Origin of the sequence: Aestuarium sp., assembly GCF_023253315.1 — a bacterium.
GTDB classification, from domain to species: Bacteria; Pseudomonadota; Alphaproteobacteria; order Rhodobacterales; family Rhodobacteraceae; genus Marivivens; species Marivivens donghaensis.
Genome location: NZ_JALRGW010000007.1, coordinates 69,914 through 93,011 on the forward strand (window position 1 = coordinate 69,914; position 23,098 = coordinate 93,011).

Here is a 23,098-nt window from a genome sequence, read left to right on the forward strand (position 1 = left end):
TAATCGTTTGATTTGTCTTAGGATTATTCGTCCCATCCAGCGATGGTTTTGGATTCAAGGAACTCTTCGATCCCCCAAACGCCGCCTTCACGTGCGCGGCCAGAGGCTTTAACGCCACCGAACGGTGCGCCCGCTGCACGGCTACGACCGTTCATTTCCACCATGCCAGAGCGCAGGACGCGCGACAGGCGGCGACGGCGTTCGGTGCTGGTGGACTGAACGTAGTTCGTCAGGCCGTAGGGCGTGTTGTTGGCGATCGCGATGGCTTCTTCTTCGGTATCGAAGGGGATGATCGACAGTACGGGGCCAAAGATTTCCTCTTTTTCGATGGTCATACCCGGCTTCACATCGGCGAAAACGGTCGGACGCACGTAGAAGCCCTTGTTCATCCCTTCGGGTAGGCCAAGTCCGCCTGCAACCAAACGCGCACCTTCGTCGATGCCCTTTTGGATGTAGCCTTGGATCTGGTCCCACTGGCGTTTGTTCACCACGGGGCCGATGTGATGACCGCTTTGATCTGCTGGGGCGACCTTGGTCTTTTCGGCGGTTTCCTTCGCGATTTCAACGGCCTGATCGTAAATGCTGCGCTCGACTAGCATACGAGTCGGGGCGTTACAGGACTGACCAGAGTTGTTAAAGCAGTGACGCACACCACGCACGACGGCCTTTTCATCGGCGTCTGCAAAGATCAGGTTCGCGCCTTTGCCACCGAGTTCGAGCGTCACGCGCTTCATCGTTTCGGCGGCTGTCTTGGAGATCGCACGGCCAGCGCGGGTCGAACCCGTGAAGCTGATCATTTCCACGTCTTCGTGTGCGGACAATTGGGTGCCAACACCCATGCCGTCGCCATTCACGAGGTTGAACACGCCAGCGGGGATGCCTGCATCGTGGATGAATTCCGCAAAGAGCATCGACGACAGTGGCGACTCCTCAGAGGGTTTCAGGACGATAGTGCAGCCAGCGAGCAGCGCGGGGATGACCTTGAGCGTGACCTGATTCATCGGCCAGTTCCAAGGTGTGATCAGACCGACGACGCCAATCGGTTCTAGCGCGATTTGGGTGTCGGTGACGCTGTCACGCAGCGGACGGATCCATTCGACTTCGTCAAAGGCCTTGAGGAAGTTACCGAGGTGCCACGGAATGCATTCTGCCTGATCGTCGCGGGACATGTCGATGGGCGCGCCCATTTCCATGCTGATCGCTTGGGCCATTTCCTCTTTGCGGAGGTAATACTGGTCTAGGATCTTAGCGACGAGCGCCTTGCGCTCTTCGGGCGCAGTTGCAGCCCATGCGGGGAACGCAGCCTTTGCCGCGGCAACAGCTTTGTCCGTATCTGCCTGACCACCAAGCGAGATCACGGCGCACGGCTCCTCTGTCGAGGGATTGATTACCGCACAATCGTTTGGCGTCGCCGGAGCAACCCATTCACCATTAATATAGAATTCGCGTTTCTCGATCATCTCACCCTCTCTCCGATAATTTGATCATATCTGAGCGGACCCTATCAACGTGCGACAAAAGCGCAAGGGTGGGTAGCGATAACGTTACAGACTTCATATATCTCGGACCAATGACATCCATAGGAGGTAGTTATGGGTCTTCGTATTAACGACATTATCCCGAATCTGACTGTCGAAACCGATCAGGGCACCTTTGCGCTGCACGATTGGATTGGCGATCAGTGGGCCATTCTTTTCTCGCACCCCAAAGATTTTACACCTGTTTGCACCACCGAATTCGGCGCTGTTGCTCAGCTCGCTGATGAATGGGCAAAACGCGGCACCAAAGTGATGGGTATCTCCGTTGATGGTGTTGAAGAGCACAAGAAATGGAAAGGCGACATCGAAGCATTTGCAGGCGCAAAAGCTGGTTTCCCGATCATTGCTGACACCGACCTCGCTGTTGCGAAAGCATTCGACATGCTGCCTGCCGAAGCCTACCTGCCCGATGGCCGCACACCTGCTGATACCGCGACTGTGCGTTCGGTATTCATCGTGTCCCCCGACAAAAAGCTCCAGCTGACAATGACTTACCCGATGTCCGTTGGTCGTAACTTTGCCGAAGTTCTGCGCGCGCTGGATGGTCTGCAGGCAACCTTTGGCAACCCGATTGCGACGCCCGCGAACTGGACCGTTGGTCAGGATGTTATCGTTGCTCTGTCGCTAAACGACGATCAAGCACGCGAAAAATTCGGCGAAATCGACGTGAAGCTGCCGTATCTGCGCACTGCAAAACACAACGCCTAATCCTTTTTGGATCAGGTCAAAGCCCCGCCTGTGTTGCGGGGCTTTTTCTTTTCGTAGACAGGCTCATCAGGTTACGATAGCGGAGCGTCACGAACCTATGAGTCTGCGTATGGCTACCAAACCCCCTATCATTATTGGATGGCGTGAATCCGTTGCCCTGCCTGAGCTGGGCATCCAAGAAGCCATTGCCAAGATTGATACAGGCGCGCGGACCTCTGCGATCCATGCCACGCGGATCAAAGTGTTTGAAAAAGACGGGCAGGACTGGGTGCGGTTCCACGTGCCGCATGCTGGGCTTGAGAGCGCAGTCACCTGCCAAGCCCGTCTGGTTGATCGTCGCGAGATCAAGAATACCTCTGGTATTCCCCAAGAGCGCTTGGTGATCGAAACCCAATTGGTGCTGGGGCCACATACTTGGAAAGTGGAGGTGTCATTGGCGAACCGTGCCAATATGAACCTGCCCCTCATCCTCGGGCGAACTGCGATTCGCCGTCGAAATATTCTTGTTCATCCCGGCCGGTCGCATCTGGCGGATGGCACCCGAAAGGACCACAAATGAAAATCGCGATGCTGGCGCAAAACGCCGATTTGTATTCCCATCAGCGTATGAAAGAAGCGGCTGAAGCGCGGGGTCATGATTTTGATATCATTAAGACTTTGCGGTGCTACATGAACATCGCGAGCCGTCGGCCCGAGGTCTATTACAACGGTGAAAAGCTGCCGCATTATGACGCTGTTATCCCGCGTATCGGGGCAAGCGTGACGTTCTACGGCCTCGCTGTGTTGCGTCAGTTCGAGATGATGGGCGTCTATCCTTTGAACGAATCCGTCGCGATTGGGCGGAGCCGCGATAAGCTGCGGTCGATGCAGTTGATGGCGCGTGATGGCATCGGTCTGCCTGTCACGACATTCGCGCATGACCCGAAAATTACCGACGAGGTGATCAAGCTCGCTGGTGGTGCGCCTGTGGTGGTGAAGCTGCTCGAAGGGACGCAGGGGATCGGTGTGGTGCTCGCCGATACCGACCGTTCGGCAAAGTCCGTGATCGAAGCGTTCCGCGGTGCTGACGTGAACATCATGGTGCAGGAGTTCATCAAAGAGGCTGGTGGCACGGACATCCGCGCCTTTGTGATCGGTGGCCGTGTTGTTGCCGCGATGAAACGCACGGGCGCTGAGGGCGAATTCCGTTCTAACCTGCATCGTGGCGGATCGGCTGAGGTTGTCCGTTTGTCCCCCGAAGAACGCTCGACCGCGATCCGTGCGGCAAAGGCGATGGGCTTGAATGTCTGTGGCGTCGATATGCTGCGCGCGAACCACGGTCCAGTAGTGATGGAGGTGAACTCGTCGCCGGGTCTTGAGGGTGTTGAGGCTGCGACGGGTATCGATATCGCGACTAAGATCATTGAATTTATTGAGAAAAACGCAAAAATCGGAAAGACAAAGACAAAGGGCAAAGGATGACGACATCTCGTAAGCCCTTTGAAATGGCGGGGCGCCGTATCGCGCCCGGCCAGCGCAGCACCGTTGATTTACCCGTTAGTACTCTGTCTGATCACACCCCTGTCACCATGTCGGCGCATGTCATTCATGGTAAAAAACCGGGTCCTGTGATGTTCGTGTCGGCTGCGATCCACGGCGATGAGGTCATCGGGGTTGAGATCGTTCGTCGTCTTCTTCGGACGCCGAATTTGGATCGTTTGGCGGGGACGTTGATTGCGGTTCCGATTGTGAACACCTTCGGTTTTTTGAACCAGTCGCGTTATCTGCCCGACCGCCGTGATTTGAACCGTTGTTTTCCGGGGTCGCCATCGGGCTCGCTCGCTGCACGGTTGGCGTATCTGTTTTTGACAGAGATCGTTGAGCGGTCGGATTTTGGCATCGACCTTCACTCTGCCGCGATCCAGCGGACGAACTTGCCGCAGGTGCGAATTAACCCTGGGAATGAACGTCTGATCAAAATGGCAGATGTTTTTGGCGCTCCTGTGATCATTCCATCAAAACAGCGTGATGGTAGCCTTCGCAAAACGGCTGCTGAAGTGAACTGCGATATGCTTCTTTATGAGGCTGGCGAGGGACTTCGGTTCGACGAATATGCTGCACGCACTGGCGTGATGGGCATTCTGCGGGTGATGCGCGAACTGGGTATGATCTCGTCTCGTGGCGTGACCAAACCCAAGGTCCGCCCCGTTCGCGCCACGACATCGTTCTGGCTGCGGTCCCCTGCGGGCGGATTGCTGCGGATGTTCCGTCAGACGGGCGATGCAGTGCGCGAGGGCGACGTTCTGGGTATCGTGTCTGACCCGTTCGGCGAGAATGAGACAGAGATCGTCGCGGATCAGGCGGGGATCATCATTGGTCGGTCGAACTTGCCCGTGATCAACGAAGGCGACGCACTGTTCCATATCGCGGTCTTGCCACGACCGAAGGCGGCGACCGAGACCGTAGAGACCCTTGCAGAGCAGTTGGTTGAAGCTCAGCCGCTCTTTGATGAGGATGAAATCATTTAATAGGCGTGGATGACCGTTCCGATTGGAACGCGATTATAGAGGTCAATCACGTGGCTATTATACATGCGGAAGCAGCCGTTTGAGGACGCGCTGCCGATGCTGCGGGGGCTCGTCGTGCCATGTACGCGGATCGCCGTGTCGCGGCCGTTTTCGTAGACATACATCGCGCGCGCGCCGAGCGGGTTTTGCGGGCCACCGGGCATACCGTCAGCGTATTGCGCATAAGCATCGGGGTTCCGCTGGATCATCTCTGGCGTTGGTGTCCAGCTCGGCCATTCGACCTTGCGACCGATCACGCCAGTGCCGAAATAGGCCAGACCTTCCTGACCGATGGCGCAGCCGTAGCGGATGGCATAGCCCTCAGCGACGGTGAAATAGAGGTGTTTGCTCTGCGGGAGGATGTGAATTTCCCCGACGGGCAGATTCGGGTTCACCGATACCACGGTCGCCCAGTATTTTTCTGGGATCGAGTAATTGCCTTCGGTCTTGCCCGGTAAGGTCGCGCTTAATTCGCTGAGCCATGTCGATTGCGGAGCTGTCTGGGCAAATGCGCTGGTTGCAAAAAGGCTGGCAGCGGATGTTGTCAGGAAAGTGCGGCGATTGATCATGGCAAACCTCATGGAACGGATACCCTACAATACAGTTTAAGCGTGTTTTCGCATAGGTCACACACGATGCTGTGAACTGGCAAGCCTCGATTCACAGGGTAGGCCAAAAAGAAAACCCCGACGCGAGCGCCGGGGTTCCCAAGATTTCGAAGGAAGAACGCCTTATTCTTCGGCAGCTGCTTCTTCTACTTTTGCTTCTTCGCCAGTTTCCTGATCGACAACTTTCATCGACAGGCGAACCTTGCCGCGATCGTCGAAGCCGAGGAGTTTCACCCAAACTTCTTGACCTTCTTTGAGAACGTCAGACGGGTGGTTCAGGCGACGGTTTTCGATCTGCGAAACGTGCACCAGACCGTCACGTTTGCCGAAGAAGTTCACGAAAGCACCGAAGTCGACGAGTTTGACGACTTTGCCTTTGTAGATTTTGCCTTCTTCTGGTTCTGCAACGATCGAGTAGATCATGTCGTAGGCTTTCTGGATCGCTTCGCCGTTGGCGGATGCGATTTTGATGATGCCTTCGTCGTTGATGTCGACTTTTGCGCCCGATACTTCAACGATTTCACGGATGACCTTACCGCCCGAACCGATCACTTCACGGATCTTGTCGGTCGGGATCTGCATGGTTTCGATGCGCGGAGCGTGAACCGAGAACTCGTTAGCCGAGGTCAGAGCTTTGCTCATTTCACCGAGGATGTGCAGACGACCCTGACGGGCTTGCTCAAGTGCCTTCTCCATGATGGCCGGAGTGATGCCCTGAACTTTGATGTCCATCTGCAGCGAGGTGATACCTGCTTCCGTGCCTGCTACTTTGAAGTCCATGTCGCCGAGGTGGTCTTCGTCGCCAAGGATGTCGGTCAGAACAGCGTAGGAACCGTCGTCTTCGAGAACGAGGCCCATTGCAACGCCAGCAACAGGTGCTTTGAGCGGAACGCCAGCGTCCATCATCGAAAGGGAGCCACCACAGACCGAAGCCATGGAGGACGAACCGTTCGATTCAGTGATCTCGGATACAACGCGGATGGTATACGGGAAGTCCGTCGCTGCTGGCAGAACTGCCTGAAGCGCACGCCATGCCAGTTTACCGTGACCGATTTCACGACGACCCGGCGAACCAACGCGGCCAACTTCACCAACCGAGTACGGAGGGAAGTTATAGTGCAGAAGGAAGTTCGAACGGAAGTTGCCGTGCAGAGCGTCGATGATCTGTTCGTCGTCGCCGGTGCCGAGGGTGGTAACAACCAGACCTTGGGTTTCGCCGCGAGTGAATAGAGCCGAACCGTGCGTACGCGGCAGCAGGCCAGTTTCACATACGATCGGGCGAACCTGATCCAGTGCACGACCGTCGATGCGCTTACCTTCTTTAACAACCGAACCACGGAGAACCGAGGATTCGAGCTTTTTCAGCGCGGAGCCGAGGTTGCCGTCTTCGAGTTGTTCTTCGGTCAGGGTCGCTTTGATTGCTTCTTTTGCAGCAGCAACAGCAGCAACGCGTTCCTGTTTGTCGGTGATCGCATAAGCAGCGCGCATTTGCTCTTCGCCAGCTGCTTTCACAACTTCGTAGAGGTCAGAGTAGTTAGGCGGAGTGAAATCGAACGGCTCTTTTGCGGATTCTTCTGCCAGATCAATGATCAGGTCGATAACCGGCTGGATTTGCTGGTGAGCAAAGTTCACAGCGCCGAGCATTTCTGCTTCGGTCAGCTCGTAAGCTTCGGATTCAACCATCATCACAGCATCTTTGGTGCCTGCAACAACCAGGTCGAGGCGCTGCTCCGGGTTGGTGCGCAGGTTCTGCATATCGTCAACTTCAGGGTTGAGGACGTATTCGCCATCAACGAAACCAACGCGGCAGCCAGCGACTGGGCCCATGAACGGTGCGCCAGAGATGGTCAGTGCAGCCGAAGCAGCGATCATCGCAACGATATCGGGATCGTTAACGAGGTCGTGGCTCAGCACGGTGCACATCAGAAGAACTTCGTTTTTGAAGCCAGGTGCGAACAGCGGACGGATCGGACGGTCGATCAGACGCGCGGTCAGCGTTTCTTTCTCGGTCGGGCGCGCTTCGCGCTTAAAGAAACCGCCCGGAACTTTACCGGCGGCATAGTATTTCTCTTGGTAGTGAACCGTCAGGGGGAAGAAGTCCTGACCCGGTTTCTGTTCCTTAGCAAAGGTCACGTTTGCCATGACCGAGGTTTCGCCAAGGGTGGCAATCACGGTGCCGTCAGCCTGACGGGCAATCTTGCCGGTTTCCAGAGTGAGCGTTTCTTCGCCCCACTGGATGGATTTTTTCACTTCATTGAACATCAGCGTATCCTAATTGGGAGCACTCCCGCCCCTGCGGGTCTCCCGTTTGCATGGTGGCCCCATTGCCACCGACCCCTCTATCCTAACTCGAGCGCCGGGGTCTAAGCGCAGCGTCTCAGATAGCGGGCGGATACAGGAAAAATAGGGTTTTGGGAAGTCTTGTGTTTGTAGGCGTCCCGATGGGCCGCTTAAACGAAAATCGCCCGCTCGGGAACCGAACGGGCGATCAAAATCACAAAACCTGGCGCGATTAGCGGCGGATGCCGAGGCGCTGGATCAGGGACTGATAACGAGCTTCGTCTTTTGCTTTGGTGTAGTCGAGCAGCTTACGGCGCTGAGCAACCATCATCAAAAGGCCACGACGACCGTGGTTATCTTTTTTGTGGGTTTTGAAGTGTTCTGTCAGCGTCGCGATGCGCGAGGTCAGGATTGCAACCTGAACTTCGGGCGAACCTGTGTCACCTTCTTTGGTGCCGAATTCTTTGATCAGACGTGCTTTTTCTTCTGGCGTAATCGACATCGGGGTCTCCTTTAGGATTAAGGGTTATGGCGCGTGCCGGGATGTCGTCCAGCAAGGCCCGTGGAGTATCAAGCGGTCCAACGACCGAAGATTGGGGGCGAATAGTCGATTCCTTGCATAAAATAAAGGGAAATCGTCAGAGGGCGACAAGTTGGACCAGCGACATGTCCAAATTGGCGACCCCGTGTAGGTAGGCGATTGATGTTCCGTCCGCCAAAAGATGGAGCCCGCCATCGTCGGTCATTGTCGTCAGTTCGGGCAAAGTTCCCTCGTAACTGATCACGATAACGTCCTCGTCGGTCATATCATCAATGTCGACTTCGGTCGTGGAACGCGACAGGAGGGCAAAGATGTCCTCGCCCGCGCCGCCGTGCAGATTATCGCCGTCACCGCCCAAGAGGACATCGTTGCCTGCCCCGCCATTTAGGTAGTCGCGGGTTTGGAAGTCCGTCTCTCGGCCGTTCAGGATATCGTCGCCTGAACCACCGTGGAGCACATCAGACCCCGATCCACCGTCCATCACATCATTCCCGAGCGAGCCAAGGAGCGAATCGTTTCCATCGCCGCCCGCCATCAGGTCGTCACCATCGCCGCCAATGATCTGATCGTCGCCGGTTCCGCCCAGAATTGTGTCAGTGCCAATGCTGCCAAAAAGACTATCATTCCCAGCATCGCCAAAAACGGTGTCGTCACCTGCGCCGCCGATCACTTCGTCATCGTCATTGCCACCTGACAGGATATCGTCGCCACCGCGCCCGTCGATGAAATCTGCGCCATTTCCCCCCGATATTTCGTCGCTATCTTCGCCGCCCAGCAGGATGTCGTCCGCATCAGATGTGACGGGGATAAGGGCCGCGCCCATGGCGGCAATGCTCATCAAACCGAGTAGCCAGAACATTTGAATCCTCATCCACAACAGAACATGCCGCGACCATAAAGCAGTTCGGCCTAGGCTGAGAGGATTCTCGGGTTAACTGGTTAACCGACCCAGAGTTCGGGTTGGCGATCGTAGCCAATATAGAGTGGGTGTTTGGGGTGGCCTGATTTGGTTACACCTAATGAATACAGGGGTTTTCCGACAGCACGCAGTAATGTTTTAACCTGCTTGCCTCTGTCCAGATGATCACCGTGGGCACCCCAAGCGCAGATGATCTGATCGCCGTCGCGGATCCAGTCACGTGCAGAATTTTGGATGGCCTCGTCATTCAGAGGGCCGACGGGATCGGCCGCCGCGCGCATCTTTTTCGGGTCTGTGTCGCGCCACGCAAAGATATTCGTCACCCGAAAGGCACCAAAGCCAAGCGCACGGGCACGGCGTTCGCAGCGTTCAACAGTGGGATCGTTCTGAACTTCGGTCGCGGTCGATGGGTTCAGCATTATAAAAAGGGCACGCCGACCTGATGGGTCCCACTCGCGCGTAAGGTGATATCGGTATTTTTCACAATCCGAATAGGTTGCAACTGACGCTGCATCGCCTTTGAGATGCCTTTTTTCGATCATGTTCCGACATAAATTGAACCAAATTTTCGCTACTATGATGAGGAACTCGCCGGATTGGAAGCGAGATAGGAAACGAATCGAGAGGCAGACCGATGGACTGGGGAAGCTTATTGACCTTTGCCACGCTTGGCGTGGGCGCCGCTGTTGATTTCACGTCAGGCGGTAAAGATGCCGATGTGTCGGCAGAGGCTGATCATCTTCATGACGAAGAAGGTTTTGACGATGTGGCGACAGCTTCGCTGGACCCATTGTTTGATGACGCGGCAGACGAAGATGACGGTTATTACGCCGTAGCGGATTTCTATCCGACGATTGATCCGCAGACGGCGATTTTGCCTTGGGGCGATCCCGAGGTGGACGGTGATTTCGACGATAGCGACTTTACGCTGGGACTTGCTGCTTAACGAACAAAGACGCGGGCGGGATGGATTTCGCCTGCTTTGAAGACGCCGACAGCGACCGCTTCGCCATCAAAACTTGCCCAACATTCTTCGCCGTATTCGACGTCGTGCGCGATCACGACTGCAGGGTTGCCGTTGCGCAGTTTTGCGAGGCTTTCGGGCGGGCAGCGGACTTCGGCGATGTCAGCGAGGCCTTGTTCGAGCGGGCGCAAGTGGTTGTCCAACTCGGGTTGCTTCGCCAATTCTTCGAGTTTTTCCAGAGACATACCCTCTTCGGCGGTGAAGGGGCCTGACCAGATGCGGCGCAGGTGATGGACGTGGCCGAAGCATCCGAGTGCCTCACCCAGATCACGCGCGATAGAGCGCACATAACCGCCCTTGCCGCAGGTCATTTCTAGGACGACGTGATCTGCATCGGGGCGGTCAACCATCAGCAGCTCTTCGACCCAGAGGGGACGGGCTGCGATTTCGAACTCTTCGTCATCGCGGGCCAGTTTGTACGCACGCTGGCCGTCGATTTTCACGGCAGAGAATTTCGGTGGCACCTGCATGATTTCACCGAGGAAACCACCCAAGGCACCTTTGATCTCGTCATCGGTGGGACGTTGATCCGAAGATTTGATGATTTCGCCTTCTGCATCGTCGGTATTCGTCGCAGCGCCGAGGGTCACAGTGAACTCATACGCTTTGAGTGCGTCGGTGATGTAGGGGATCGTTTTTGTCGCCTCGCCCAGCGCAACAGCCAAGACGCCAGTCGCTTCGGGGTCGAGCGTCCCAGCGTGTCCCGCCTTTTTTGCACCAAATGCCCAACGGACCTTATTCACGACGGCAGTCGAGGTGATGCCAGCGGGTTTATCAATCACCAGCCAGCCGGAAATATCGCGACCTTTGCGTTTGCCCATGTTCACCTCCGTCATGTCGGGTTGCGCCCACTATCGCTCATAGGCCTAGGGGTCAACCATAGGCTAGGGTGCGACGATACCAACTATTGGTCCCATGCGTACGCCATTCGCGGTCCGACCAAGCTGTGGTGCGTAGAGACGTGACACTCGTCCATCGAGGTATAGCGCGTTCTGTGTCCGCAGTATGTCACGGAAGAATTCGCCCATCTCCCAAAAAGTTACTGGTTGGTTAGAAATTGCAAAATAAGTGGTTCCGTCGGCTCCGACGCCAACACCGTTCCGAAAGTTGCGGGATGTGCTGTCACGGAGAAAGCGTGGGTGGAGGGCACCGTCAATCACCAACATGGGGCCAGATTGGGTGGCGTAGGTGCAGTCGGGAGCCTCGGTTTCAAAGCGAAGCGTTTCGATAACGCGGGCGCTATTTTCGGTGATGCACAGCACGCCATTGGGCAGCATTCCGAAGTTCCCCGGACCTGCGTTCGTCACTAGTCGCATGGTTTGGATGCCGTCCTCTATGTAGAGGCCGACGGGGCTGCGGTCTTCGTGATACATGCCCGCGTTCATCGCAAAGGACAGTGGGCCTACGTCTGCTTCGACTGCGGAAAAGCTGCCGTAGACTGCGCCGTTGTCATCGCTGTGAAACAGCCGCAGGTCTTCTGTCGCGGGATCGACCGCGCAGACGGTGAAATCACCAGCGTCGGTGCAAATGACCGCCTTTGCAGGTCCGCACAGGATGCAAAGCAGGGCGATTAGCCCACGTATCGGGGTCATTCTTCTTCGTCGGAGCGGTCCAGATCGCGACGCACGTGTTCATCAGCGAACATGCGGCGCGTGTCATCCATACGGTCGAACGTCTCGTCGAGTTCGAACTTGATCTGAGGCGCGAACTTTAACGTGATGCCGCGTGTCACCAGATGGCGGATCTCTGCCGTATTACGGCGGAGCGCCTGCAGACACAGCTCTTTATCTTTGCCGCCAAGCGGAAGGACGTAAGCTGTCGCTGTTTTCAGATCGTTGGAAACACGCACTTCGCCAACGGTGATCGACATGCGCCCGAGTTCGGGATCATGCACGTCGCCACGGGCGAGCACTTCGGATAGGGAGCGACGAACAACTTCGCCAACGCGCAACTGGCGTTGGGATGGTCCGGCACCTTCATGTGAACGGTTCTTTGCCATATTGCTCATGTAAGCCTGTTGTCGGCCCTTGCCAAGCAGGGCTTTGGGGGGCAAGCAGGGGTGCACGCAGGAATAAACGCACGCAAAGGACGCCGATATGACAGATTTACCAGGTATTGTGATCACCGGAGCTTCGGGCCGCATGGGTCAGATGTTGATCAAAACCGTGGTCGAATCGGACAAAGCGCGCCTGGTAGGTGCGATTGAGCGGGCAGGCCATGCATGGGTGGGTCAGGACGTTGGCACGGCTATGGGTGGGGCTGCGCTGGGCGTGATTGTCACGGATGATACGGCTGCCGCGTTTGCAAATGCTGATGCTGTCATTGATTTTACCGCGCCCGTTGCGACGATTTCCTTTGCCCAAGAAGCTGCGAAAGCAGGCGTTGTGCATGTGATCGGCACCACAGGTTTCGAGGATGAACATTTGGCCGAGGTTGCGGCTGCGGCCTCTAAGACGCCGATCATTCGTGCAGGGAATATGTCGTTGGGTGTGAACCTTCTGACCGTACTCGCTAAGAAAGTCGCTGCGGCCTTGGATGACGATTTCGACATCGAGATCATCGAGGCGCATCACAACAAAAAAGTGGATGCTCCGTCTGGGACTGCGCTGATGCTGGGTGAAGCTGCCGCCGAAGGGCGCGGGGTTTCGCTCAAGGACGTGCGCGATTCGGGGCGTGACGGGATTACGGGCGCGCGCAACAAAGGCGACATAGGTTTTGCGGTTGTTCGTGGCGGCGATATCGTTGGCGAACATGACGTGATGTTTGCCGCTGCTGGGGAACGGATCGTGCTGCGCCACATCGCAACGGATCGCGCTGTTTTCGCCCGTGGTGCTCTCAAGGCTGCGCTTTGGGGGCAGGGCAAACCTGCTGGTGAATATTCGATGATCGACGTTCTGGGCCTTTAATACAGGCCGATCAGAAGTCGATTGCGATTCCTTTTTTCTCCCAATCACCAAAGCGCACGGCCTCCGGGCCGTCGCGTCCGCCGAGTTCGGTGGGCAGGTCCAACGGCTTTGCAGCTTTGCGGCGTTCTTCGGCTTCGGCCAATGCGCGGAGTGCTGCGGGCGGTAGGTCTTTTTGATCAGTCATGGGCTTTCCTTGTCCCTGTGGTTCCTCTGATATAGTCGGGGTTATCTTTTCGGCCAAGAGGACGCCATGACACAGACCGGCATTGCCCCGCGCCTAGCCGCGCATAGACTGCTAAACGCCGTGACCGAAGATGGTCGTCTTTTGTCCGAAGTGACAGCGCACCACTTGGCCAAGCTCGAACCCGAAGATCGGGCTCGTGCCCAGCGGTTGGTTGTCGATACCCTGCGCGGATTGGGGCGTGTGGATCGTGTTTTGAAACCCCATTTGCGGAAAATGCCGCCTTTGTCGGTGCAAAACGCGCTGCGGTTGGCGTCCTTTGAATTGCTGACAGGCGCGGCAGGTCATGGCGTTGTGAACGCCTATGTCGAAATCGTCGGTAAGGATCGCAAGACGGTTGGCCTTAAGGGTCTGGTGAACGCCGTGCTGCGCAAGGTCGCTGCCGAAGGGTCGGATAACTGGGGCAAGCTGCCCGTTCCGCAATTGCCCAAATGGCTCCGTGTTCCGCTGATTGAGGCGTGGGGCAACAAGGCCGTTATGGCGATGGAGCACGTGCAAATGCGTGGCGCGCCACTTGACATCACTGTCAAAACCGATCCCGAGGCCGTGGCGACCGCATTGGGTGGCGAAGTGTTACCAACAGGGTCCGTGCGTCTGGCTGACGGCGGGCAGGTTTCTGCCCTCGCTGGCTTTGACGCTGGTGACTGGTGGGTTCAAGACGCGGCAGCGGCGATCCCCGTTAAGGTTTTGGCCCCGAAGGCAGGTGAGACCATTCTCGACCTTTGTGCGGCTCCTGGTGGTAAAACGATGCAATTGGCGGCGGCTGGTGCTGAGGTCACGGCGTTGGACGTATCGGAATCGCGGATGGCACGGGTGCAGGAAAACCTGACGCGCACAGGTCTGGCGGCCAAGATCGTCGTTGCGGACGCCTTTGCGTTTGACGAGGGCGGGTTTGATGCGGTCCTACTGGACGCGCCGTGTTCTGCGACGGGCACAATCCGTCGCCACCCTGACTTGCCTCATGCGAAAAACGGGAGCGAGTTTGGGGCTCTGATCGACCAACAGGTTGGTCTGATCGATCACGCGTTGTCGCTGGTGAAACCGGGTGGGCGATTGGTTTACTGCACCTGCAGCCTTTTGCCCGATGAGGGCGAAGTTCAGATCGAAGAGCTGCTCGAGCGTCATCCTGACCTGACCATCGACCGTGATGCGCTGTTGATCGAGGGTGTGGACCCCGAATGGATCACCGAAGAAGGCGGTCTGCGTCTGCGTCCAGACTACTGGGCGGACAAGGGCGGTATGGACGGATTTTACCTTGCAGTTGTGCGAAAGCCTGCGTGACACACGTTGCTTTGGCAGCTAACATCCGCGACAAAACAATGACGCGGACACCGCAGACCGAGGCAGACCTGATTTGGCCCAACCAACGACACGGCGTGGGAAATATACCCATTTCATGAACCGCTTTCAGGCGCGGTTGGCTGGCCGTAAGCGGTTGCCAACGGGCTTCGTGTCGCAGCCAGAACCGCAGTCGATTGGTCTCTTCGCCAAAGGCCGTCAGCTCTGTGCTGGTAACTTCTTATTCGCGGGTCAGTTGGTCGAAGCACCCGACACGTCGATTTGGGATATCGCATCCGAAGAGTCGGCGATTGCGCCGTTGTTGCATGGCTGTGCGTGGTTAGATGATCTTGCTGCGGTTGGGGATCACAAGGCCCGCACCAAAGCGCAAGATTGGGTGTTTGAGTGGATCGACCGCTACGGGCGAGGTCGCGGGCCAGGTTGGACGCCTGACCTCACTGGGCGGCGTCTGATCCGGTGGATCAACCACGGCTTTTTCATCATGCGGTCGCGAGAAAAGGTCGATATCGACAAATACCTGACGAGCCTCGCGCGACAGACGTTGTTTTTGTCGCGGCGTTGGAAATCCACTCTCCCCGGCTTGCCACGGTTCGAAGCGCTTTCTGGCATGATATATGCGGGCCTCTCGCTTGAAGGAATGTCGTCGCATGTTGCCCCCGCCTTGGCTGCGCTGTCGCGGGACTGTCGGGATCAGATCGACGCTGAGGGCGGTGTTCCGACACGCAATCCCGAAGAGCTATTGGACGTTTTAACTCTGTTGTGTTGGGTCGTTCAGGCTCTTGAGGAAAGTGAACGTCCCGTTCCTGAAACCATCACCGCCGCGATCAATCGGATTGCACCAACCCTACGTGCGATGCGTCATGCGGACGGTGGGTTGGCACGGTTCCATGGTGGGGGACGAGGCATCGATGGGCGGCTCGACTATGCGCTGGGCGCATCGGGGAATAAGGACCTGCCCGATCACAGCCGACATATGGGGTATGGCCGACTGGCGGCTGGGCGCACGACGGTTGTGATTGATGCGGCCCCGCCTCCTACAGGTCAGGCGAGTTATGATGCACACGCATCGACCTGTGCGTTCGAGCTGACCTCTGGACGTCGCCCTGTTGTAGTATCCTGTGGGTCTGGCCGAAATTTTGGCACGGATTGGCGGCGGTTTGGTCGTGCAACGGCCAGCCATTCGACTTTGTCTCTGGCTGGGTATTCCTCGTCCCGTCTGGGTGCGCCAAGCCGATTGAACGGCATCCGTCATGAGCTGTTGGTGGATACACCCGACCTTGTTCCTGCCGAATATTCGACGACGCAGTTCGGCACTCGATATGAAGTCGCCCATAACGGCTACCAGATGACCCATGGTTTGACCCATGCGCGGACGCTGGATTTGTCGGTCGAAGGGCGGGATCTATCGGGCGAAGACCTGCTGACCACGCTGAGTGACGCCGACAAACTGCGGTTTGACCGCGCGATGGAGCGTGATGCGGGGGGGATTCCCTTTGGCTTGCGGTTCCATCTGCATCCCGAGGTCGAAGCCTCCTTGGATATGGGGGGCACGGCTGTGTCGCTGACGCTCAAGAGTGGTGAGATTTGGGTGTTTCGACACGATGGATCGGCTGAAATGCGGCTTGAACCGTCAGTTTTCCTAGAAAATGGCCGACTAAAGCCCCGTGCGACACAACAAGTGGTTTTATCTGGGCGCGCGATGTCCTATGCGACGCGCGTTCGCTGGACTCTGGCAAAGGCGCACGAGACACCAAATGCGGTGCGTGATTATGCCATGGACGATCCGGCAGGGCTGGAAAACGACTGAACCGGAGAAAACGATGACCGACCTTTACCCCGTGCGCCGTGCGCTGCTTTCTGTATCCGATAAAACCGGATTGATCGAACTGGGGCAGGCGCTTGCTGCTCGTGGTGTCGAGTTGTTGTCGACTGGTGGGTCGGCGAAAACCCTGCGTGATGCTGGTCTGACGGTGAAAGACGTGGCTGACATCACAGGTTTCCCCGAGATGATGGATGGTCGCGTAAAGACCCTGCACCCGAATGTGCATGGTGGCCTTCTCGCCCTGCGTGACAATGCGGATCACGTTAAGGCGATGGAAGAGCACAACATTGGTGGCATCGATCTGTTGGTCGTGAACCTCTACCCGTTCGAAGCTGCTCTGGCCCGCGGTGCTGACTACGAAGAGATGATCGAGAACATCGATATCGGTGGCCCTGCGATGATCCGTGCCTCTGCGAAGAACCACGGTTTTGTTGCGACGGTTGTGGACGTTGAGGATTATGCTGCCCTGTTGGCAGAACTAGACGCAAACGACGGTCAGACCACTTATGCGTTCCGCCAGCGTTTGGCGCAGATCGCTTATGCACGCACCGGTGCCTATGACGCTGCCGTATCGAACTGGATGGCCAAAGCAATCGGCGAGGACGCTCCACGCCGTCGCGTTGTTGCTGGCGAAATCAAACAAACTCTGCGCTACGGCGAAAACCCGCACCAGAACGCTGCGTTCTACGTCGACGGCACGGCACGCCACGGTGTTGCGACTGCAGTTCAGCATCAGGGCAAAGAGCTGTCCTATAACAACATCAACGACACCGACGCGGCCTATGAACTTGTTGCTGAGTTCGATCCAGCCAAGAGCGCTGCCGTTGCGATCATCAAGCACGCAAACCCTTGTGGCGTTGCCCAAGGCGCGACCCTGATCGAAGCCTACCAAAAAGCATTCGATTGCGACCGCACCTCGGCGTTTGGTGGTATTGTTGCGCTGAACCAACCGCTCGACGCTGAAACCGCTCAGGCGATCACCGAGATCTTTACCGAAGTCGTTATTGCACCCGGTGCATCGGACGAAGCGAAGGCGATCTTTGCGGCTAAGAAAAACCTGCGCCTCCTGACTACGGAAGGTCTGCCCAATGTCCTCGACACATCGTTCACCGTGCGTCAGGTCGCTGGAGGTATGCTGGTGCAGGACAAAGACGCAGGCTTTATCGGTATGGACGACCTGAAGGTTGTCACGAAAAAGGCACCGACTGACGAACAACTGGCGGACCTTCTGTTCGCGTGGAAAGTCGGCAAGCACGTTAAGTCCAACGCAATTGTTTACGTCAAAGACGGCGCAACGGTTGGTGTCGGTGCGGGCCAGATGAGCCGCGTCGACTCTGCCCTGATCGCGGCCAAGAAAGCTGAACGTATGGCGGATGTTCTGGGCCTTCCCGCACCGCTGACCATCGGTTCGGCTGTTGCCTCTGACGCGTTCTTCCCGTTCCCTGACGGTCTGATGGAAGCCGCTGCTGCTGGCGCGACCTGCGTGATCCAGCCAGGTGGTTCGATGCGCGATGATGAAGTGATCGCAGCCGCAGACGAGGCGGGCCTCGCGATGGTCTTCACCGGCATGCGCCACTTCCGTCACTGATGACTGGGCGCGCAACACGTAACGGATTCCGGCTCGTTTTTTGGGCCGGATTCTGGACCTTCCTTTTGGATCAGATCACCAAGTTTTTGGTGGTTCACGTTCTGGGCCTGCGTGTGCTCGAACGGATCGAAGTCTTGCCGCCGTTCATCGAATTCCGGATGGCGTGGAACCCCGGCGTGAATTTCGGACTCTTTGCAGGGTTGGATATGCGCTGGGCGTTGATTGCGTTGGCAGTTGGTATCTCGGGCTTTGTCCTCTGGTGGTTAAAGCGTGAAGGCGGCAATCGCTGGACGTATCTATCGGCGGGTCTGTTGATCGGCGGTGCGATTGGCAACGTCGTGGATCGGGTTCTCTACGGCGCGGTGGCAGATTTCTTGAATATGTCCTGCTGTGGCTTTGAAAATCCTTATGCGTTTAACGTTGCAGATATCGCGATTTTTATAGGTGCGTTGGGGCTTGTGATCTTTACTGGAGAGCGGAAGCCCGCCAAGCCGCAGAAATAGACCCCGTGACGAGCGCCTCATCCTGCGCTAAACACAAGGCGAAATCCGGAGGGTATCAAATGCGTGGATTACTACTGGCCCTATGTGCGGCGCTGACGTTGTCGGCCTGTGGCGGCGGTGAACGCACCCTGCACCGGACCAGTCTGACGGATGGATCGCCTGATGAATTCGGCGTTCAACCCACGCGTACCTTAGAACTTCCACAGTCGATGAACCTGTTGCCCACCCCGACCCCGGGCGGTGTGAACCTCGCGGATGCAGACCCTCAAGCGGATGCCATCGCGGTTTTGGGTGGATCTGCGACGGGTGGTGTCGGTGGCGACGCGGCTCTTATGGCGCAAGTGTCCCGTTTCGGCGTTGATCCGTCGATCCGTTCTGTTTTGGCGGCTGAGGATGCTGCGTTTCGCAAGCGTCGCACCAATTTGTCTCTGTTCCGCATCTTCAATCGTGATCGTTATTTCCAAGCGTATCGTGGTCAATCTCTGGATGCCTATGCAGAGCTAGAACGTTTCCGCTCCTTGGGCGCTGCGGTGCCCTCTGCACCTCCAGCTAACTGACGGTAACAACTGCGTTTCCCTGTCTTGCGGTGGTCGCCCTGTGGGGTAGGTTCTGTGCGACCATGTTGGAGGATGCGTATGTTCCGATCTTTGTTTGCCGCCCTGTCCCTTTTGGCTATGCCTGCCATCGCTGAAGAGGTGACGACCTTTACCCTCGATAACGGGATGGATGTGGTGGTCATCGAAGACCATCGTGCCCCTGTTGTTGTGCATATGGTTTGGTATCGGCGGGGCTCTGCGGATGAGCCGCTGGGGCAATCGGGCGTCGCGCATTTCTTGGAACACCTGCTGTTTAAGGCGACCGACAACATGGCGTCGGGTGAACTGTCCGAGGTCGTCGCGGCGAATGGTGGGTCGGATAATGCGTTCACGAGTTATGATTATACCGCCTATTATCAACGGGTTGCAGCGGACCGCTTGCCGTTGATGATGGAGATGGAAGCTGATCGGATGGTTAATCTGCGGCTGACCCAAGCGGACATTGCCACTGAACGCGACGTGATCCTCGAAGAACGAAATATGCGGGTCGAGAACAACCCGTCCGCCTTGGCGCGTGAACAGATGATGGCCGCGCAGTATTTGAACCACCGTTATGGGGTTCCTGTGATCGGTTGGAAGCACGAGATGGAGAGCCTCGAGCTAGAGGACGCCCTTTCGTTTTACGACCTCTACTACAGCCCCAATAACGCCGTACTAGTCGTCGCTGGTGATGTTGATCCTGCCGAGGTGCGATCGCTTGCTGATCAATATTACGGTGTCATCCCGCCCGAGGAAAACCTGCCCGAACGGCTACGCGCCGAAGAACCTCCGCAGACCGCTGCGCGTCGATTAACCTTTGTCGATCCGCGTGTGTCGCAACCATATTTGGCGCGCAGCTATCTGGCGCCTGAACGGGATAGTGGCGATCAACAGAAAGCTGCGGCGCTAGTTTATTTGGCGGAAATGTTGGGTGGATCACCGTTTTCGTCCGCGCTTGGAACGGCGCTCCAATTTGATACGCAGCTCGCTGTTTATACTGGTGCTGGATACGATGCCGATAAATTGGATGATACCACATTTTCGCTGAGCGTGGCCCCAGCTGAGGGCGTCGCTCTATCCGAAGTAGAGGCCGCAATGGATGCTGCGATCGCAGAGTTTCTGGCCGCGGAGATTGACGCGTCTCGGCTAGAAAGCATTCGCACACAACTTCGCGCGGGGCAGATTTACGCACGTGATAACGTTGAAGGGCTGGCCAATCGCTACGGCGCCGCACTGTCCCAAGGGTTAACTGTTCAAGACGTTCAGGATTGGCCGGCCGTACTAGAGGCCGTAACCGCCGATGACATCAAATCGGTCGCAGCAGAGGTTTTGGACACCAAGAGGTCCGTCACAATGTGGGTTGCTGCCAGCGAAGGAGACCTGAAATGATCCGCTTGATCGCTGCTTTTGTAGTCGGTTTCGCTGCTATTGCCGCGCGTGCTGACGTTGCCATTCAGGAATTCACAACGCCATCAGGTATCAATGTTTGGCTTGTAGAAGAACATTCCATTCCCTTCGTTGCGCTTGAGGTAAACTTTGTCGGCGGCACGGCCTTGGATGAGGCAGGAAAGCGTGGCGCGACAAATCTGATGATGGCCCTGATCGAAGAAGGTTCGGGCGACATGACTGCCCAGCAGTTTCAAGCGGCGCGGGAGGCATTGGCCGCAACCTACGAATTTGATTCTTACGACGACGGCGTGACGATTTCGGCGAAGTTCCTAACTGAAAATCGTGATCAGGCGGTCGCACTTTTGGCTCAGGCGATCAATCAGCCGCGGTTCGACCAAGACGCCATAGATCGTGTGCGGGGACAGGTTTTGGCCAATATCGCGTCCAGTGCTAAGAACCCAAATCGGATCGCTGGAGAGGCATTCTACAGCGCTGCGTTTGGCGATCATCCTTATGGCTCGGACGACAGCGGAACTGTTGAGACGGTCAATGCGCTGACCCAAGACGACATGTTCACAGCCCACCGAAATGCTTTGGTACGGTCGCGCGCTTTTGTGTCTGTCGTTGGTGATATTGATGCAGAGGCAGTTGGTCCAATGGTTGATCAGCTTTTGGCTGGTTTGCCAGAAGATGGCCCTGCGTTGCCAGGTCACGTCGACTTTGGTCTCAAGGGTGGGGTGACGGTGGTGCCGTTTGATACCCCGCAATCTGTTGCTCTATTTGGTCAGGCGGGTCTAAAGCGCGATGATGAGGATTTCTTTGCCGCCTATATCCTGAACACCATTCTAGGTGGGAACGGCCCTCAGTCGATCCTGATGGAAGAGGTGCGCGAAAAACGCGGGCTGACCTACGGGATTTATTCGTATTTGGTTCCTAAGGATCACGCCGAAATATGGCTCGGTTCTGTTGCGTCAGCGAACGATCGCATGGCCGAAACACTGGATGTCGTCATGGATCAGTGGGCGCGCGTTGCAACTGTTGGTGTGTCCCAAGAAGAACTCGATGCGGCGAAGACATACCTAACGGGGGAGTATCCGCTTCGGTTTGATAGCAATCAGGCGATTGCAGGTATAATGGTTGGGATGCAGGTTGAGGGGCTTCCGGTCGATTATGTGATCCATCGGAATGACTATATTAACGCGGTGACATTGGAGGATGTGAACCGAGTGGCGCGCGAAATTCTCGACCCCGAAGCCCTGCATTTCGTGGTCGTCGGTCAGCCTGTCGGGTTGGAAACGACAGAGTAATGTTCACGAAATACCCCTGTTAGAATCGTGCGGGGCCGTGCTAAACCTTGTGGCATGGCCTTACCTGACCCCAATATACCCGAAACCCGTCCGCATATTCGACAATTGGACGATGCCGCGATTAATAGGATCGCGGCGGGTGAGGTGGTCGAACGCCCAGCTTCTGCCGTCAAAGAACTGGTCGAGAACTCTATTGACGCAGGATCGCGTCGGATCGAGGTCGTGATTGCTGATGGTGGTAAGACGCTGATCCGTGTGACGGACGATGGCTGGGGGATACCGTCGGATGAATTGCCTTTGGCCCTGTCGCGTCATGCGACCTCGAAAATCGATGGCTCCGATCTGCTGAACATCAACTCCTTCGGGTTTCGTGGCGAGGCGCTGCCGTCGTTGGGTGCGGTTGGTCGTTTGTCGATCACCTCTCGCGTTGCGGGGGCCGAGGCCGCAACAATTACGGTCGCGGGCGGACGGATTGAGGCGGTTAAACCTGCAGCGCTGTCCTCTGGCACAGTCGTTGAGCTGCGGGATTTGTTCTATGCGACCCCTGCGCGACTGAAATTCCTGCGGACCGATCGGGCAGAAATGCAGGCGATCACGGATGTCGTGAAACGTCTGGCGATGGCTGAACCCTATGTCAGCTTTTCGTTGATTGATGCGTCGAACGGTGATCGGCGTGAGGTGTTCCGCGCGGACTCAGAACAAGGTGAAATGTTCGATGCTTTGAACGGTCGTCTTGCAGCGGTGTTGGGCCGTGAATTCGCCGACAACGCATTGCCGATTGATGCAGAGCGGGATGGGTTTCACCTGACGGGTTATGCCGCGTTGCCAACCTATTCGCGTGGCTCTGCCGTGGCGCAGTTTCTTTTTGTGAATGGTCGCCCTGTTCGGGACAAGCTTTTGGTGGGCGCTCTGCGCGGTGCCTACATGGATTTCTTGAGCCGTGATCGACATCCTGCGGCGGCACTGTTCGTCGATTGTGATCCGACACTGGTCGATGTGAACGTCCATCCCGCAAAGTCCGAGGTGCGTTTTCGAGAGCCCGGCATTGTGCGCGGGTTGATCGTGTCTGGGCTGCGCCACACGCTTGCAAATGCAGGGCATAGGGCATCGACGACTGTGGCTGCGGATACGCTAGGTGCGATGCGTCCCGAAGCGCCGCAGAGGCCGATGTATCAGATGGACCGTCCGTCCTACGGGGCGCGTGCGATGACCTATCAGATGCAAGCCCCTGCACCGCAGACAATGGGATTCGCCGAAATGGCGGCACCCTCGGCGCGGTTCGAAGAGGTGACTGAGGACGAGGT

The 23,098-nt window shown here is 56.8% G+C and carries 24 protein-coding genes; 14 read left to right on the forward strand and 10 right to left on the reverse strand.

Features of this window, described 5'->3' with window-relative positions:
- Positions 1-23 precede the first annotated feature (23 nt).
- Entirely contained in the window at positions 24-1,460 is a 1,437-nt protein-coding gene (locus AC1QQ2_RS06110) for an aldehyde dehydrogenase family protein (protein WP_479712470.1), read from the reverse strand.
- Between the two features lie 132 nt (positions 1,461-1,592).
- Between AC1QQ2_RS06110 and AC1QQ2_RS06115 the strand changes: the two genes are divergently transcribed.
- The 4 genes from AC1QQ2_RS06115 (at position 1,593) to AC1QQ2_RS06130 (ending at position 4,753) form a co-directional block, all read left to right on the forward strand.
- Positions 1,593-2,246 (forward strand): peroxiredoxin, encoded by a 654-nt coding sequence (locus AC1QQ2_RS06115; protein ID WP_479712471.1) that lies wholly within the window; start codon positions 1,593-1,595, stop codon positions 2,244-2,246.
- A gap of 109 nt (positions 2,247-2,355) precedes the next feature.
- Positions 2,356-2,805 carry an ATP-dependent zinc protease family protein gene (locus AC1QQ2_RS06120; protein WP_105236250.1) on the forward strand — a complete coding sequence of 150 codons (450 nt, stop codon included), beginning with the start codon at positions 2,356-2,358 and terminating at the stop codon, positions 2,803-2,805.
- A complete protein-coding gene (gene rimK / locus AC1QQ2_RS06125; RefSeq protein WP_067551991.1) occupies positions 2,802-3,707 on the forward strand; it encodes a 30S ribosomal protein S6--L-glutamate ligase in 906 nt (301 codons plus the stop codon). Before AC1QQ2_RS06120 ends, rimK begins: the two co-directional genes overlap by 4 nt.
- On the forward strand, positions 3,704-4,753 hold the full coding sequence (locus AC1QQ2_RS06130; protein ID WP_479712472.1) for a succinylglutamate desuccinylase/aspartoacylase family protein: 1,050 nt from the start codon (positions 3,704-3,706) through the stop codon (positions 4,751-4,753). Before rimK ends, AC1QQ2_RS06130 begins: the two co-directional genes overlap by 4 nt.
- Here the strand turns inward: AC1QQ2_RS06130 and AC1QQ2_RS06135 are convergent.
- The 5 genes from AC1QQ2_RS06135 to AC1QQ2_RS06155 form a co-directional block, all read right to left on the reverse strand.
- A complete protein-coding gene (locus tag AC1QQ2_RS06135; RefSeq protein ID WP_479712473.1) occupies positions 4,750-5,361 on the reverse strand; it encodes a L,D-transpeptidase in 612 nt (203 codons plus the stop codon). The two genes, AC1QQ2_RS06130 and AC1QQ2_RS06135, sit on opposite strands and share 4 nt — an antisense overlap.
- Before the next feature lie 162 nt (positions 5,362-5,523).
- On the reverse strand, positions 5,524-7,662 hold the full coding sequence (gene pnp, locus AC1QQ2_RS06140) for a polyribonucleotide nucleotidyltransferase (protein WP_479712474.1): 2,139 nt from the start codon (positions 7,660-7,662) through the stop codon (positions 5,524-5,526).
- A 250-nt stretch (positions 7,663-7,912) separates the two neighbouring features.
- Positions 7,913-8,182: a 30S ribosomal protein S15 gene (gene rpsO, locus AC1QQ2_RS06145; protein ID WP_067551996.1), complete on the reverse strand. Its 270-nt coding sequence runs from the start codon at positions 8,180-8,182 to the stop codon at positions 7,913-7,915.
- A 136-nt stretch (positions 8,183-8,318) separates the two neighbouring features.
- The gene (locus tag AC1QQ2_RS06150) at positions 8,319-9,080 is read right to left on the reverse strand and encodes a calcium-binding protein (RefSeq protein WP_479712475.1); all 762 of its coding nucleotides are present in this window, start codon (positions 9,078-9,080) and stop codon (positions 8,319-8,321) included.
- A gap of 80 nt (positions 9,081-9,160) precedes the next feature.
- Positions 9,161-9,682 carry a DUF1643 domain-containing protein gene (locus AC1QQ2_RS06155; RefSeq protein WP_479712476.1) on the reverse strand — a complete coding sequence of 174 codons (522 nt, stop codon included), beginning with the start codon at positions 9,680-9,682 and terminating at the stop codon, positions 9,161-9,163.
- A gap of 92 nt (positions 9,683-9,774) precedes the next feature.
- Between AC1QQ2_RS06155 and AC1QQ2_RS06160 the strand changes: the two genes are divergently transcribed.
- Positions 9,775-10,086, forward strand: a complete 312-nt coding sequence (locus tag AC1QQ2_RS06160; protein WP_479712477.1) for a hypothetical protein — start codon at positions 9,775-9,777, stop codon at positions 10,084-10,086.
- Here the strand turns inward: AC1QQ2_RS06160 and truB are convergent.
- The 3 genes from truB to rbfA form a co-directional block, all read right to left on the reverse strand.
- A complete protein-coding gene (gene truB / locus AC1QQ2_RS06165) occupies positions 10,083-10,985 on the reverse strand; it encodes a tRNA pseudouridine(55) synthase TruB (RefSeq protein ID WP_479712478.1) in 903 nt (300 codons plus the stop codon). The genes AC1QQ2_RS06160 and truB overlap by 4 nt on opposite strands.
- A gap of 63 nt (positions 10,986-11,048) precedes the next feature.
- Complete coding sequence (locus AC1QQ2_RS06170; RefSeq protein WP_479712479.1) at positions 11,049-11,756, reverse strand: phosphodiester glycosidase family protein; 708 nt, start codon at positions 11,754-11,756, stop codon at positions 11,049-11,051.
- Positions 11,753-12,163, reverse strand: coding sequence for a 30S ribosome-binding factor RbfA (gene rbfA, locus AC1QQ2_RS06175; RefSeq protein WP_105236253.1), 411 nt, complete (start codon positions 12,161-12,163; stop codon positions 11,753-11,755). Before rbfA ends, AC1QQ2_RS06170 begins: the two co-directional genes overlap by 4 nt.
- A gap of 97 nt (positions 12,164-12,260) precedes the next feature.
- Between rbfA and dapB the strand changes: the two genes are divergently transcribed.
- Entirely contained in the window at positions 12,261-13,070 is an 810-nt protein-coding gene (dapB, locus tag AC1QQ2_RS06180) for a 4-hydroxy-tetrahydrodipicolinate reductase (protein ID WP_249946163.1), read from the forward strand.
- Positions 13,071-13,080: 10 nt separating this feature from the next.
- On the opposite strand, the gene AC1QQ2_RS06185 is transcribed toward dapB, so the two are convergent.
- Positions 13,081-13,254, reverse strand: coding sequence for a DUF1674 domain-containing protein (locus AC1QQ2_RS06185; RefSeq protein ID WP_249943133.1), 174 nt, complete (start codon positions 13,252-13,254; stop codon positions 13,081-13,083).
- Between the two features lie 66 nt (positions 13,255-13,320).
- Between AC1QQ2_RS06185 and AC1QQ2_RS06190 the strand changes: the two genes are divergently transcribed.
- From AC1QQ2_RS06190 to mutL, 8 genes are all read left to right on the forward strand, one after another.
- A complete protein-coding gene (locus tag AC1QQ2_RS06190) occupies positions 13,321-14,592 on the forward strand; it encodes an RsmB/NOP family class I SAM-dependent RNA methyltransferase (RefSeq protein WP_479712480.1) in 1,272 nt (423 codons plus the stop codon).
- 115 nt (positions 14,593-14,707) lie between these two features.
- The gene (locus AC1QQ2_RS06195; protein WP_479712481.1) at positions 14,708-16,417 is read left to right on the forward strand and encodes a heparinase II/III family protein; all 1,710 of its coding nucleotides are present in this window, start codon (positions 14,708-14,710) and stop codon (positions 16,415-16,417) included.
- Between the two features lie 13 nt (positions 16,418-16,430).
- On the forward strand, positions 16,431-18,020 hold the full coding sequence (gene purH, locus AC1QQ2_RS06200) for a bifunctional phosphoribosylaminoimidazolecarboxamide formyltransferase/IMP cyclohydrolase (protein ID WP_479712482.1): 1,590 nt from the start codon (positions 16,431-16,433) through the stop codon (positions 18,018-18,020).
- Positions 18,020-18,523 (forward strand): signal peptidase II, encoded by a 504-nt coding sequence (gene lspA / locus AC1QQ2_RS06205; protein ID WP_479712483.1) that lies wholly within the window; start codon positions 18,020-18,022, stop codon positions 18,521-18,523. The genes purH and lspA overlap by 1 nt, the downstream gene beginning before the upstream one ends.
- 59 nt (positions 18,524-18,582) lie before the next feature.
- Positions 18,583-19,080: a DUF3035 domain-containing protein gene (locus tag AC1QQ2_RS06210; protein ID WP_479712484.1), complete on the forward strand. Its 498-nt coding sequence runs from the start codon at positions 18,583-18,585 to the stop codon at positions 19,078-19,080.
- Positions 19,081-19,158: 78 nt separating this feature from the next.
- The gene (locus AC1QQ2_RS06215) at positions 19,159-20,487 is read left to right on the forward strand and encodes a M16 family metallopeptidase (RefSeq protein WP_479712485.1); all 1,329 of its coding nucleotides are present in this window, start codon (positions 19,159-19,161) and stop codon (positions 20,485-20,487) included.
- A complete protein-coding gene (locus AC1QQ2_RS06220) occupies positions 20,484-21,794 on the forward strand; it encodes a M16 family metallopeptidase (RefSeq protein ID WP_479712486.1) in 1,311 nt (436 codons plus the stop codon). Before AC1QQ2_RS06215 ends, AC1QQ2_RS06220 begins: the two co-directional genes overlap by 4 nt.
- A gap of 54 nt (positions 21,795-21,848) precedes the next feature.
- A partial coding sequence (gene mutL, locus AC1QQ2_RS06225; RefSeq protein WP_479712487.1) for a DNA mismatch repair endonuclease MutL occupies positions 21,849-23,098 on the forward strand: 1,250 nt, incomplete at its 3' end.